Below are 13,055 nucleotides of genomic sequence, written 5' to 3' on the forward strand. Positions count from 1 at the left end.
TATCGGAGGTTATGGCGAAGTTCTTCTCGATCGATCGCGGCAATACACTGCCCGATGGCACCTATCTGGTGGCGGTCGCGTCCCTGTACCGGACGCTTACGCCGAGCTTGTTCATGGCGATCGCCTATGTCGGCGTAGGTCTGGATGTCGCGAGCAAGAGTTCGGACCTGCTGTTGAAAATGCTGCTGGCGCTGGGCGGGGTCGCGATGGTCGCGCGGCTTGCGACATTGATCCGCTACGGCGCCAGGGCGCGCGCGGAGACGCTCGATCTGGCTTCGGCCCGCCGTCTCGAGCGCATCTTCGCAACGCCCTATCTGGCCTTCGCCGTCGCCTTCGGTGCGTTCAGCGCGCGCGCGCTTCAGCTGGAAAGCGCGGACACGCATATGCTGATCATCGGATTGCTGTTCGGCTATGCCGCAGGCGTGGTCGCGGTGATCGTGCTGCGGCCGTGGATCGCGATCGCGAGCCTGATCCCGGCGGTGGTGCCGACCAGCATCGTCGCGCTGAGCATGGCCAACACGAGCTACATCATCGCCGGTGCGCTGCTGCTGCTGTTTCTGGTGGGCGCGATCGAGACGATGCTGCGCACCTATCGCATCGCCACCACCGAGATCACGACGCGCCACGCCTTCGCCACGCTGGCCCGGGCGGATGCGCTGACCGGGCTGGAGAATCGCCTGTCGCTGCGTGAGGCGTTCGAGGCCGCGGTGCGCCATATCGGGCGGGACGGCGTGCTCGCGGTCCATTGCCTCGACCTCGACCGGTTCAAACCGGTCAACGACAGCTATGGCCACCCGACCGGGGATGCGTTGCTGCGCGCGGTGTCGGATCGGCTGCGCGGTGTGCTGCGCGCGGGAGACATCGCGGCGCGCATCGGGGGCGACGAATTCGTGGTGTTGCAGATGGGGATGCAGAATAAGGGCGATGCCGAGCTGCAGGCGCGCCGCGTCGCGCGCGCGATCGGGCAGCCTTATTCGATTGGGGGGAATCCTATCTCGATCGGCACCAGCGTCGGCTATGCGCTGTTCCCGGACCACGGCCGCGATCTCGACGAACTGATCGGGCGCGCCGACGAGGCCCTTATCGATATCAAGCGGCGCGGCGGGGGCGTCGCCTCCTACGAACCGGCGACGCTGGCCGAGACGGAGCGACGTTCCGCCTGAGCCGTGCGTTAGCGCTGCCGGGGCGGCTCACTTCGCCGGCGGGTTGGCGCCGAGCTGGATCAGCAATTTGGCGAACAGATAGAGGCGCGGCGTGACGCTCGACAGTTCGAGATATTCGCGCACGCTGTGGAAGCCGCCGCCGACCGGGCCGAGACCGTCGAGCGCGGGCGTGCCCGCCGCCGCCGCCAGCGCGGATTCCGACGCGCCGCCATTGCCGGCGGTGGTGAGCGCGAGGCCGAGATCGGCGTAGATCGCCTGCGCCTGCGCCGCCAGCCGATCGGTGGCTTGATTGTTGGGCAGCGGCGGGAAGGACGGCGTGGTCGAGACGTCGACTTTCGTGTCGGGGACGATCGTCTGCTGCGCGGCGGCCTGAAAGGCGCTCAAGATGCCGTCAAACTGATCGGCGGTGCGGACGCGCACGTTGATGTCGGCGGTGGCGAGATCGGGAATGACGTTGACGCGATCGCCCGCGCGCAAGGTGGTGAGATTGGCGGTCAGCCCCTCGCCCGACCGGGGGAAGCGATCGAGCGTGCCGATCTGGTGGATGAGCTCGGCGGCGGCATTGCGCCCATCCTGCGGCGCGACGCCGGCATGGGCGGCGCGGCCGTGGACGGTGAGGCGGATGGTCGCCGAGCCCTTGCGCCAGACGGTGACCGCATCGGGCGCGTCGCCCGGCTCGACGTTGAGCTCGACATCGGCCTGGCGCACCAGAGTGTCGATCAGCTTGCGCGTGCCGGGGGAGCCGGTTTCCTCGCTGGTCTCGATCAGCAAGACGATGCTGGCATAATTGGTCTCGCGGAGATCGTGGAGCAATCTGAGCGCGGTCACGGCCTGGACCACGCCGCCTTTCTCATCCGACACGCCGGGGCCGTAGGCGCGCGCGCCGTCAGTGCGGAACGGGCGTTCGGCGACGGTGCCGGCGGGGAAGACGGTGTCGACATGGCCGATGATGAGGATGCGCCCCTTGCCCTTGCCGGTCAGGCGCGCGACGACATTGTCGCCGAGGCCGGGCGCTTCGGCGGAGACGGTCTCGATGGTGGCGCCGATCGCCTTCAGTTCGGGAATGAGGACGGCCATGACCTTCGCGGCGCCGGCGGCATCGCCCGTGCCGGAGTCGATGTTGACGACCTTCTCCAGCAAGGCGAGCTGGGCCGGGCGGGCGGCGGTTGCGGCGTCGAGGATGCGGGCGTCGGGCCGGGCGGCCGAAAGCGGCGTGGCCGCCAGCAAAGCGGTGACAGCCACAGCCAGAGCGATAGGCCTGCAATCCATCGATTTCCCTTTGCCCGAGTGCGGCGCGGATCGCCGTGGAGCGATCTTGCCAGCACCGGGCGGCGGCGTCGCCTTGTTTCGAGTGCCAGGGCGAGGCGGCGGCCACGAAGGACCGTCACGATCACGCGGCCCGATCGACAAGCTTGTCGCCGCATTAGCGGCCGGCGCGAAATCGTGGTAGGACGGTCCATCACCGGCAACGATCCTCGGGCGCCGGTGGCTGTGAGACCTATGCGCTCCCGCCTTCTGGCCGGAGAATATTCGTGTCGCCATCCATGGGCTCTGCCCTTCAGCTGTTCGTCAACCGTCTGACGTCGCGCTCGCTCCTGACCGATGAGGAAATGGGCGCAATCCTCGCTTTGACGGGCAAGGTCAGCCAGGTTGCCACGCATGTCGACTTCGTGCGGTTAGGCGAGCAGGTCGATCACTCCTGTCTGGTGGTCGATGGGCTGGTCGGCCGCTTCGGCCAGAACAAGGACGGTGCCCGGCAGATCACCTGCCTCCACGTCCAGGGCGACATGGCCGACCTGCCTTCGGTGGTAAGCCCCAAGTCGGGCTGGGGGCTGACGACGATGACCGGGACGACGATCCTGCGGCTCGCGCATGCCGACCTGCGGCGCATCGCCGCCGCGCATCCCGGGATCGCCGAAGCCTTCTGGCGCGATTGCGTCGCCGATGGCTCGCTCTTCTCGGAATGGGTGGTGAATGTCGGGCGCAGGGACGCGCTCAGCCGCATCGCGCATCTGCTGTGCGAGATGGCGATCCGGTGCGCCCGCGCCGGGCTCGGCGACGGCGGCTCCTTTGCGCTGGCGATCACGCAGAGCGATCTGGGCGACGCGACCGGGCTGACGAGCGTTCACGTCAATCGGACCTTGAAGGAGCTGCGGAGCCAGGCCGGGGTGACGATCAAGTCGGGCAAGGTGACGATCCCCGACTGGGATCAGCTGGTCGCGATCGGCGACTTCGACGATGGCTTCATGCTGCTGGACGGGCCGGCGCCGCGCATCGCCGCGGCCGCCTGACCGGCGGCGCGCTGGCGCGCTAGGCGAGCCCGAGCAGCCAGCCGGCGAGCGGCACCGGATGGATCTTGGCGCCGGGCATGTGATCGGTGAGCTCGCGGCGGTTGGCCATGATCCAGGCGAGGCATTCGGCGCGGCTGGCGAACAGCTCGAACTCGGCCAGCGAGGGCGCCATGCGCTCACCGTCGACCAGGAAGCGGGCGTGGCGGCGGCAACCGGGCGCGGCGACCCAGTCGCGGGTCGGCGCCTCCACCGCGGCGGCCCAGTGCAGCCGGCGCGGGTCGAGCGCATCCACGTGATTCAACTGCATCGGAACTCCTCTCCAGGTCCGGTCCCGCCGCCGCGCCTCTATCAACGGGCGCGGTCGTACGGGAACGGGAGCGATCAGCTCGGTTCGATACGCTTTGGAGATGCGGGCCGCGGCGCAGGATCGCCCCCGCCCCGGCCCGCCGCTCCGGTTACTGGACGCCCGCCGGCTCGGCGATGCCGATCGGTTCGACGCTGTCGGACTTTTGCGGAAGATCGAAGCGATCGGCGTCCATCACCTTGACCCAGGCGTGGATGAAATCGCGGACGAACTTCTCTTCATGGCCGGTCTCGGCATAGACTTCGGCGACGGCGCGCAGCTGGCTGTTCGAGCCGAAGATGAGATCGGTGCGGGTCGCGCGCCATTTCTCGTGATTGCCGCCGCGGTCATAGCCGATGAATTCCTCGTCGGCGCTCTCGTCGATCACCTTCCAGAAGGTGCCGTTGTCGAGCAGGTTGACGAAGAAATCGTTGGTGAGCTGGCCCTTGCGATCGGTGAACACGCCTTCGGGCTTGTCGCCATGGTTGGCGCCGAGCACGCGCAGGCCGCCGAGCAGGACGGTCATTTCGGGCACGGACAGGCCGAGCAGAGAGGCGCGGTCGATCAGCAATTCCTCGGTCTTCACGGCATGCTTCGTCTTGAGATAATTGCGGAAGCCGTCGGCCGCGGGCTCCATCACGGCGAAGCTTTCGGCGTCGGTCCAGTCCTGGCTGGCGTCGCCGCGGCCGCCGACGAACGGCACCTCGATGGCGAAGCCGGCATCCCTCGCGGCCTTTTCGACCGCAGCGGTGCCGGCCAGCACGATCGCGTCCGCGACGGATAGGCTGCCGCGCAGCTCGTCGATCTTCGCGAGGATGCGGCCGAGTTCCTCGGGCTCGTTGACCGCCCAATCCTTTTGCGGCGCGAGCCGGATGCGCGCGCCGTTGGCGCCGCCGCGATGATCCGAGCGACGATAGGTCGAAGCCGAGGCCCAGGCGGTCTTGACGAGCTGGCCGATGGTGAAGCCCGCATCGAGGATGCGGCCCTTGAAGGCGGCCACGTCGGCGTCGGACGGCTTGGTGCCGGCGGGGACGGGATCCTGCCAGATCAGGTCCTCGGCGGGGACCTCCGGGCCGAGGTAACGGACCTTGGGCCCCATGTCGCGGTGGGTCAGCTTGAACCAGGCGCGGGCGAAAGCGTCCTTGAACGCTTCGTGATCGTGGCGGAATTTCTCCGAGATGGCGCGGAATTCGGGATCGACCTTGAGCGCCATGTCGGCGGTGGTCATCATCGTCGGCACGCGCTTGGAAGGATCGTGCGCGGCTGGCGCCATGTCCTCGGGCTTCTGGTTGATCGGCTGCCATTGCTTGGCGCCGGCCGGGCTGCGAACGAGCTCATATTCATAATCGAGCAGCAGGCGGAAATAATTCTCCGACCATTCGGTCGGCGTGTTGACCCACGAACCCTCGATACCGCTGGTGATCGTGTGCTCGCCGAAACCGCTTTCGTGCGCGCTCGCCCAGCCGAGGCCCTGGAGCGCGATGTCGGCAGCCTCGGGCGAGGCATCGACAAGGCTGGGATCGCCCGCGCCATGCGCCTTGCCGAAAGTGTGGCCGCCGGCGGTGAGCGCGACCGTCTCCTCATGATTCATCGCCATGCGCTCGAAGGTGATCTTGATGTCGCGCGCGGACTGCAGCGCGTCGGGCACGCCGCCGGGGCCTTCCGGGTTGACGTAGATCAGACCCATCTGGATCGCGGCCAGCGGATATTCGAGCTCCAGCTCCTTCTCCGGCTGGATGCGGGTCTCATTGCCTTCCTGGCCGACCCATTTGTCCTCGGCGCCCCAATAGATGTCGCGCTCCGGCTCGAACACGTCGCGGCGGCCGCCGCCGAACCCGAAGATCGGCCCGCCCATCGATTCGATCGCGACATTGCCAGCGAGGATGAACAGGTCCGCCCAGCTGATATGGTTGCCGTATTTGCGCTTGATCGGCCACAGCAGGCGGCGCGCCTTGTCGAGATTGCCGTTGTCGGGCCAGGAGTTGAGCGGGGCGAAACGCTGCTGCCCGCTATTGGCGCCGCCGCGGCCGTCGGCGGTGCGGTAAGTGCCGGCGGCGTGCCACGCCATGCGGATGAAGAGGCCGCCATAATTGCCGTAATCGGCCGGCCACCAGGGCTGGCTGTCGGTCATCAAAGCGGTGAGATCGGCCTTGAGCGCGGCATAATCGAGCGACTTGAAGGCGGCGGCGTAATCGAATTCCTCGCCCAACGGATCGGGCGAGGTTCCGCCCTGGTTGAGCACTTCGAGCGGGAGCGCTTCCGGCCACCAATCGCGGTTCGTGCGGCCAAGGAGAGATCGGACTGTCGTCGGCTTACCAACGGGGCATCCCATCGAACCGGTTTTCGCGTCCATGCCGCATCCTCCAATGTCTATTGTGGAGGAAGGCTACACCCGCGCGCAGCGGCAGCAAAAACGATTAAAACTGATCAATACGGACGGGAAAATCGATCAAGCCGAAACGGACCGATCGCCTACAGCCACGGCCGTTCGGCGGCGATGGCCGCCTCGTAGCGGCGGATATCGTCCGCCATCGCCAGCGTCAGCCCGATCTCGTCCTGGCCCTGCATCAGGCAATCGCGCCGGAACGGGTCCATGGCGAAGGTGAAGCGATCCTGGAAGGGCGTGGTGACGCTCAGCGTTTCGAGATCGACGGTGATCTCGTCGGTGCGGGCGACCTGCATCAGGCGATCGATCGCCTCCTGCGGTAGCACGATGGTGGCGATGCCATTCTTGAAAGCGTTGCCGGAGAAGATGTCGGAGAAAGATGGCGCGATCACCGCCTTCACGCCCATGTCGCCCAGCGCCCAGGCGGCATGTTCGCGGCTGGAGCCGCAGCCGAAATTGTCACCCGCGATCAGGATCGGCGCGCCGGCATAAGCGGGATCGTCGAAGACGTTGCCCGGCTCGGCCCGCACAACCTCGAACGCGCCACGGCCGAGCCCGGAGCGGGTGATCGTCTTCAGCCAATGGGCCGGGATGATGACGTCGGTGTCGACATTCTTGCGGCCGAACGGATAGGCCTTGCCATGAACCTGGGTGAGCGGGGTCATCAATCGGCCGCCTTCGGGAAAGCGGGGAGCTTGGCGACGTCCGCCGGTTCATGCTGGATGATCACGGTGGCGTGGAGGTTCGCGGCGAGCTTCTTGAAGCGATCCAAGGACGCCAAAGTATCCGCGCGATCGGCGTTGTAGGACGGAACGCCGTTGCTCGCGTAATTTTTCGCGAAATGCGCCGTGTCGCCGGAGAGCAAGACATTGCCCTTGTGCGCGAGTTTCACCAGCAAGGCGTGATGGCCGGGCGTATGGCCGGGCATTGCGAGCATGACGACGCTGCCGTCGCCGAAAATGTCCTTGTCGCCGGTGATGGGCTCGATCGTGCCGCCCCCGGTCAGCCAGTGCGCCACGAGCTTGCCGAGTTCGGCGCCCGGCGCGCGGAGCGTATCGATATCGGCCTTGCCCATCAGCAATTTCGCCTGCGGGAAGTCGCCGGCTTGCCCGATATGATCGAAATGATCGTGACTGATGGCGACGATCTGCACCTGTTCCGGCTTGATTCCCAGGGTGGCAAGCTGATCCACGATCGTCACGGTGAGCGCCGCGTCCAGCGGCTGCTTCGCGTCCATCACGTGGTTGCGCAAAGCGCGTGGCAGTCCGGTGTCCCACAGCATGTAGGTGTCGCCGTGGCGGATCAGGTAGCAGCTGGCGGTGAGCTCCTTGTGCTGCCCGACATAAGCGCGCGTGTCGGAGAATTCGTCGAGATCGAAGGCGGTGATGCGGCCACAATCCAGCCGCCACAGCGAAAGGGCGGGCGTCGCCCCCGCCGCACTTGCGAGCGCCAGCGCCGCGAGTCCTGTCCAGGCCGCCCTGAGGATCACCCCATCAGTTCCCGCACGTCGGTGAGGCGCCCGGTCACTGCCGCCGCCGCCGCCATGGCGGGCGACAGCAGGTGGGTGCGCGCTCCGGGGCCCTGGCGGCCGACGAAGTTGCGGTTGGAGGTGGACGCGCAGCGCTCGCCGGGCGGCACCTTGTCGGGGTTCATCGCAAGGCACATCGAGCAGCCGGGCTCGCGCCATTCGAAGCCGGCTTCGGTGAAAATGCGGTCGAGCCCCTCGGCCTCGGCCTGGCGCTTGACGAGGCCGGAGCCGGGGACGACCAACGCCTGGCGGATGTTGCTCGCGACATGACGGCCCTTGGCGACGGCGGCGGCGGCGCGCAGATCCTCGATCCGGCTGTTGGTGCAGCTGCCGATGAAGATATGCTCGACGCCGACATCCTGCATGCGGGTGCCCGCGGTGAGGCCCATATAGGCGAGCGACTTCTGCGCCGCTTCCTGTTTGGAAGGATCGGCGAAGCTCATCGGATCGGGGACGCTGCCGGTTATCGACACGACATCCTCGGGACTGGTGCCCCAGGTGAGGCTCGGCGCAATGTCGGTCGCGTCGAGCGTGACGATCTTGTCGTAGCGGGCGCCCGCGTCGGTCGGCAATGTGCGCCAATAATCGACCGCGCGCTCCCATTCCTCGCCTTGCGGCGCCATCGGGCGGCCCTTCAGATAGGCGAAGGTGGTCTCGTCGGGGGCGATCAGTCCCGAGCGCGCGCCATGCTCGATCGCCATATTGGAGACGGTTAGCCGCCCTTCGACCGACATGGCGCGGATCACCGAGCCGGTATATTCGACGACGTAGCCCGTGCCCCCGGCGGCGCCAACCTTGCCGACGATGGCGAGGATCACGTCCTTCGGGCTGACACCGAAGCCCAACGCGCCATCGACGCGGATCTCCATCGTCTTGGACGGGGCGAGCAGCAAGGTTTGCGTGGCGAGGACATGCTCGACCTCGCTGGTGCCGATCCCGAAGGCGAGCGCGCCCAATGCGCCGTGCGCGGCGGTGTGGCTGTCCCCGCAGACGAGGGTGGTGCCGGGCAGCGTGAAGCCCTGCTCCGGCCCGACGACGTGGACGATGCCCTGCTCGGCCGCGACCTCGTCGAACAGACGGACGCCGAATTCGGGCGCGTTGCGGCTGAGCGCCGCAAGCTGGTTGGCGCTCTCCAGATCGGCGATCGGCAGGCGTCGACCGGAGGCATCGGCGCGCGCGGTGGTCGGCAGGTTATGATCGGGCACGGCGAGCGTGAGATCGGGCCGGCGGACGCGGCGGCCAGCGACGCGCAGGCCTTCGAATGCCTGCGGGCTGGTGACCTCGTGGACGAGATGGCGGTCGATATAGATCAGGCAGGTGCCGTCGTCGCGGCGGGCGACGACATGCGCGTCCCAGATCTTTTCATACAGCGTGCGCGGTGCGGACATGATGCAAGCGCACATAAGAGCGGATGCGCACGAAGGCCAGTGAGGGCGTGCGCAACTTCGTCGCGCCCGGGAATATGATATGTTAGGCGGTCGACGACAAAGTGTCGGCATTCGAAGGGGATCACGCGGTTTCGACTGCGCAATTTCCCGGCTAATAGGAGCCTGATGAGCAGCGCCTGGCAGTATGATCCCGAAGATCCGTCGTCGTTGACGAACGCGCTCAAGCGCGGGCCATCGGCGGTCGACCTGCGTTTCGAGATCATCCTGTTCCTGCTGTTGCTGCTGACGCTGGCCGCGGTGCGGTTTCAGGACCAGCTGCTGGCGCATGCGTTCGTGATCGAGCCCGGCGACGTCGCCCATTATACGCCGCGCTTCTATGGCGACGCGGCCAATGGCGGCAATTCGACGATCGCGCTCGATCCGCATCGCCCGCTATCCTGGCAATGCACGGTACGGCCGAAATATGCCTTCCCTTATTGCGGCTATGAGCTGCTGATCGATGCCCGGACGCCCAACAAGGGCCTCAACCTTTCTAAATTCGATACGCTTACCATCGACCTGGATTATACCGGGCCGTGGGAGACGTTTCGGATCTACCTCAAGAATTACGACCCGCGTTATTCGCGGCCGGGCGTCCCCGAAACGCTCAAATATAACAAGGTGGAGGTCGCCGCGCGGCCGGGACATAATGTCGTGCAGCTGAAGCTTGCGGATTTCGGCGTGGCGGAATGGTGGGTCACGCAGAACAATATCCGTCCAGGGCTGAGCACGCCCCAGCTCAACAACGTCACCGAGATTCAATTCCAGACAGGAACGCGCGCCAAACCGGGCATCTATCATTTCAACGTCCACCGCGTGACGCTGCAAGGCCGCGTGGTCGGCAAGGCCACATGGTACGCGGCCATCCTGGCGGTATGGGCGATCATGATCGGCCTGTATCTGGTCTACCGCATCGTGCGCCTGCGGCGCGACCTGGAATGGCGGCGTGAGAGCCAGGCGGCGGCGTTGCGTCTCGCCCAATTCGCCGAGGAATCCGCGCGGCGCGACTATCTGACCAAGCTGCTCAACCGCACCGGCGTGATCGACTTCTATCATCCGATGGCGATGAACCGGCACGGCGACGGATCGTTCGCCGTGATCCTGCTCGACGTCGATCATTTCAAGACGATCAACGATCGTTTCGGCCACAGCATCGGCGACCGCGTGCTGGCGGATATCGCGACGATCCTCACCGCCAATACCCGGATCGGCGACATTGTCGGACGCTGGGGCGGCGAAGAATTCCTCCTGATCTGCAATAATTGCGACGAGGACGGGGCGATCAGCATCGCCAATAAATTGCGGGCGAGCATCGAGCTTCACGAATTCACCTCCGTCGGGCGTGTGACCGCCAGCCTGGGTGTCTATTGCTGCACCGGGCCGATGGACGCGCTGGAGCAGCTCGTCTCCTATGCCGACGCGGCGCTTTATGCCGCCAAGGAGCAGGGCCGTAACCGCGTGGTGATGTACCAGCCCTTCATGCGCGAAGCGGCCTGAGCTTCAAGGCCCGCGCTGGGCGATAGCCTGTGGCGAGACATAAGAGGGGTCATGCTTGAACGGCAGCGGCCTGTCCTGCCGTAACGTCTCCAGCAGCGCCGCAAAATCGGTACGGCAGCGAAAGCCGAGCACGCGCTCCGCCAGGGTTGCGTCGTAAATGCGATCGATCGAGCGCGGCAATTGCCACCCGCGGCGCGAAAACAGCCCGGCCGCATCCGGGAAATGCCGCGCCACCACGTTGGCCGCATCGCGCTTGAGGGCGCCCGCCTCGTCCGGGCTGAAAGGCGTCGGTGCGGAAATGATGAAGATGCCGAAGCCGATCTCCGGAGCGCGCGCCAGCGCGACACGGTGCGCCTCCGCTGCATCCTCAACGGTCAGGCGCCGGTTGAGCAGCTCAGTCGCCTTGGTATTTTCCCCGGATGTAGAGAGGAGGTGCGCCTGATCATCTTCCTCGGGAAAGAAGCGACTGGTGCGCAGGATCACGATCGGCAGGCCATGTTCGTCGTGGACCAGGCGGCACAACCGTTCGGCGGCGAGCTTCGTCGCGCCATAGATATTGCGCGGGGCAAGCGGTGCCAGCGTCTCGTCGATCCAGATTGCAGCATCGCCGCGGCCTTCCCGGATCGCGCTCGAAATCATCAGCGAAGTCGTCGAGGTGAAGACGAAGCGTTCAACCTTTGCGGCAACCGCCTCCTCCAACAGCGCAAGTGTCCCGCTGACATTGACATCGATGAAGCGCTGTTTTGGAAAACGTTCGATATCCGGCTTGTGCAGGGCCGCACCGTGAACCACCCCGTGGATAGGCTGCTCGCCAAAGAGGCGTGAAATCAGCGCCCGATCATCAACCGCGCCGATCACATCCGTATGTGTGCCCGGTGCGACGTCCAGTCCGACCACGCCGTGGCCGTCCGCCTTGAGCAGCGGCGCGAGATGGCGCCCGAGCCATCCGCTCGATCCGGTGAGCAGGATATTCATGACGCGCGCCGCCTACCCGCTGCTCGGTCCCTGTCAATCAGGGCTTTCCGATCTCGATCCAGTCATGGAACGGCAGGCGGTAATATTGATCGAACACCTCAAGCGGCAGGCCGGTCGGCTTTACCGAGGTCGAGTTCCACAGCATCGCGACGCCGAACCGCGCGGCCGGATCGAAGATCATCTCCGAGCGCGACCCGCGAACCGCGCCGCGATGCCAGACGAGATGGTGGCCCTCATAATCCGACTGGCGGAAGGCGAGACCGTAGGAACTGCCCTTGAGCGCAAGATCATAGTGCGCAAGCCCACGGCGCGGCGTGAAGACGCGCGGCACATGGAGCGTGAACAGCAGGTCCTGCGGCAGCACGTTCGGCGCGCCGCCCATCTGCGCGCGCATCCAGATGCCGAGGTCGACGATCGAGCTATTGACGCCCCCAGCGGCGGGAATGCGGTAATAGGCTTCCTGGACCGGGATCGGGCGGCGGCCGGCATGGGGGCGCGCCCAGCTGGGTGATCTCATCAAACCTTGCTGGGTCGTGCTCGCGCTGGTCATGCCAAGCGGGTCGAACAAATAGCGGCGCGCGGCCTCCTCATAAGTCAGGCCGGTTGCCTTGCTGATCGCCTCGTGCGCCACATCGAATGCGACATTCTGATAGGCCCAGCACGTACCCGGCGGACACATGGGGAAGAGCGGGCCATACATGCCGCGGATCGCGGCAGGATCCTCATTGTCCTCCAGCCGATCGTCATAGGCATTCTTGACGATGCCGAGCCGGTGCGACAGCGCGTCCGCGAGCGTCGCGACATTCTGGTTGTTATGCGGCAGCTTGAGCGTCGACGACCATTTGGACACGGGATCGTCGAGGCGCAGCTTGCCCTGCCGCGCCAGCAGCGCTTCCATCGTCGCCGCGACGCCCTTGGAGACCGACGCCCAGCGCCATACCGTCTGCACCGTCGCCGGCTCGCCGGTATCGGCATCGACCGTGCCATAGGCCTTGATGAAGGACAGCTGGCCATCCTCGATCACGGCGATGGCGAGGCCGGCCATGTCCTTGCGCTCCATCAACGCGCGGATGCGGGCGTCGAGATGCGCATAATCGACGCGATAGGCGCGCGGATTGAGCGGCCCGGCGCCGAGCGCCCGTTCGGCCCTGGCCGCCGCGCTGATCCCCTGGCGGACCGGCCGGTTGGCAAGGAAGTGGCGGCCGATCACCAGCAACTCAACCAACAAGGCGAGCGCCAGCAAGGCGTAAAAGCTGCGCACGACCAGCGGATCGCGCCACAATGGGCGGGAAGACCTGGGGCGGCGTGGAGGGGTCACGGGCGGAGATTCATCGTCGCCACACGGCCTTGGAGCGGGCCGACGGCAGCGTCAACGGAGGCGTGACTCGGCTCGTCGCGCGACGAACCGTTAGTCGTTCCCGGCGAGGCCTGGTCGAGCAAAAAAT

11 protein-coding genes are annotated in these 13,055 nt (G+C 66.2%); 3 read left to right on the forward strand and 8 right to left on the reverse strand.

Features of this window, described 5'->3' with window-relative positions; translation table 11 throughout:
- The first annotated feature begins 11 nt into the window (after positions 1–11).
- Positions 12–1,163, forward strand: coding sequence for a GGDEF domain-containing protein (locus DX905_RS02910; RefSeq protein WP_162875425.1), 1,152 nt, complete (start codon positions 12–14; stop codon positions 1,161–1,163).
- 27 nt (positions 1,164–1,190) lie between these two features.
- On the opposite strand, the gene DX905_RS02915 is transcribed toward DX905_RS02910, so the two are convergent.
- Positions 1,191–2,432: a glutamate carboxypeptidase gene (locus tag DX905_RS02915; RefSeq protein ID WP_162875426.1), complete on the reverse strand. Its 1,242-nt coding sequence runs from the start codon at positions 2,430–2,432 to the stop codon at positions 1,191–1,193.
- Positions 2,433–2,707: 275 nt separating this feature from the next.
- Between DX905_RS02915 and DX905_RS02920 the strand changes: the two genes are divergently transcribed.
- Entirely contained in the window at positions 2,708–3,454 is a 747-nt protein-coding gene (locus DX905_RS02920) for a Crp/Fnr family transcriptional regulator (protein WP_116089990.1), read from the forward strand.
- Positions 3,455–3,473: 19 nt separating this feature from the next.
- Here the strand turns inward: DX905_RS02920 and DX905_RS02925 are convergent, their stop codons facing one another.
- The 5 genes from DX905_RS02925 to leuC form a co-directional block, all read right to left on the reverse strand.
- On the reverse strand, positions 3,474–3,761 hold the full coding sequence (locus DX905_RS02925; RefSeq protein ID WP_116089991.1) for a hypothetical protein: 288 nt from the start codon (positions 3,759–3,761) through the stop codon (positions 3,474–3,476).
- A gap of 148 nt (positions 3,762–3,909) precedes the next feature.
- Entirely contained in the window at positions 3,910–6,150 is a 2,241-nt protein-coding gene (katG, locus tag DX905_RS02930) for a catalase/peroxidase HPI (RefSeq protein WP_116089992.1), read from the reverse strand.
- 119 nt (positions 6,151–6,269) lie between these two features.
- Positions 6,270–6,848: a 3-isopropylmalate dehydratase small subunit gene (leuD, locus tag DX905_RS02935; RefSeq protein WP_116089993.1), complete on the reverse strand. Its 579-nt coding sequence runs from the start codon at positions 6,846–6,848 to the stop codon at positions 6,270–6,272.
- On the reverse strand, positions 6,848–7,672 hold the full coding sequence (locus tag DX905_RS02940; protein WP_116089994.1) for an N-acyl homoserine lactonase family protein: 825 nt from the start codon (positions 7,670–7,672) through the stop codon (positions 6,848–6,850). The genes leuD and DX905_RS02940 overlap by 1 nt, the downstream gene beginning before the upstream one ends.
- Positions 7,669–9,102, reverse strand: a complete 1,434-nt coding sequence (leuC, locus tag DX905_RS02945) for a 3-isopropylmalate dehydratase large subunit (RefSeq protein ID WP_116092284.1) — start codon at positions 9,100–9,102, stop codon at positions 7,669–7,671. Before leuC ends, DX905_RS02940 begins: the two co-directional genes overlap by 4 nt.
- A 162-nt stretch (positions 9,103–9,264) precedes the next feature.
- On the opposite strand from leuC, the gene DX905_RS02950 reads away from it, so the two are divergent.
- Positions 9,265–10,635 (forward strand): GGDEF domain-containing protein, encoded by a 1,371-nt coding sequence (locus DX905_RS02950; protein ID WP_116089995.1) that lies wholly within the window; start codon positions 9,265–9,267, stop codon positions 10,633–10,635.
- Positions 10,636–10,638: 3 nt separating this feature from the next.
- On the opposite strand, the gene DX905_RS02955 is transcribed toward DX905_RS02950, so the two are convergent.
- Both DX905_RS02955 and DX905_RS02960 read right to left on the reverse strand, forming a co-directional pair.
- Positions 10,639–11,610 carry an NAD-dependent epimerase/dehydratase family protein gene (locus DX905_RS02955; protein WP_116089996.1) on the reverse strand — a complete coding sequence of 324 codons (972 nt, stop codon included), beginning with the start codon at positions 11,608–11,610 and terminating at the stop codon, positions 10,639–10,641.
- 37 nt (positions 11,611–11,647) lie between these two features.
- On the reverse strand, positions 11,648–12,928 hold the full coding sequence (locus tag DX905_RS02960; protein ID WP_162875427.1) for a serine hydrolase domain-containing protein: 1,281 nt from the start codon (positions 12,926–12,928) through the stop codon (positions 11,648–11,650).
- Positions 12,929–13,055 lie beyond the last annotated feature (127 nt).

This window comes from Sphingomonas crusticola, assembly GCF_003391115.1.
GTDB lineage: Bacteria > Pseudomonadota > Alphaproteobacteria > Sphingomonadales > Sphingomonadaceae > Sphingomonas_I > Sphingomonas_I crusticola.

Bases quoted from the DNA above. Each gene is read 5' to 3' on its own strand.
- DX905_RS02955 (WP_116089996.1), bottom strand. From the start codon at position 11,610: ATGAATATCCTGCTCACCGGATCGAGCGGATGGCTCGGGCGCCATCTC.
- DX905_RS02950 (WP_116089995.1), top strand. From the start codon at position 9,265: ATGAGCAGCGCCTGGCAGTATGATCCCGAAGATCCGTCGTCGTTGACG.
- leuD (WP_116089993.1), bottom strand. From the start codon at position 6,848: ATGACCCCGCTCACCCAGGTTCATGGCAAGGCCTATCCGTTCGGCCGC.
- DX905_RS02920 (WP_116089990.1), top strand. From the start codon at position 2,708: ATGGGCTCTGCCCTTCAGCTGTTCGTCAACCGTCTGACGTCGCGCTCG.
- DX905_RS02925 (WP_116089991.1), bottom strand. From the start codon at position 3,761: ATGCAGTTGAATCACGTGGATGCGCTCGACCCGCGCCGGCTGCACTGG.
- katG (WP_116089992.1), bottom strand. From the start codon at position 6,150: ATGGACGCGAAAACCGGTTCGATGGGATGCCCCGTTGGTAAGCCGACG.
- DX905_RS02915 (WP_162875426.1), bottom strand. From the start codon at position 2,432: ATGGATTGCAGGCCTATCGCTCTGGCTGTGGCTGTCACCGCTTTGCTG.
- DX905_RS02910 (WP_162875425.1), top strand. From the start codon at position 12: ATGGCGAAGTTCTTCTCGATCGATCGCGGCAATACACTGCCCGATGGC.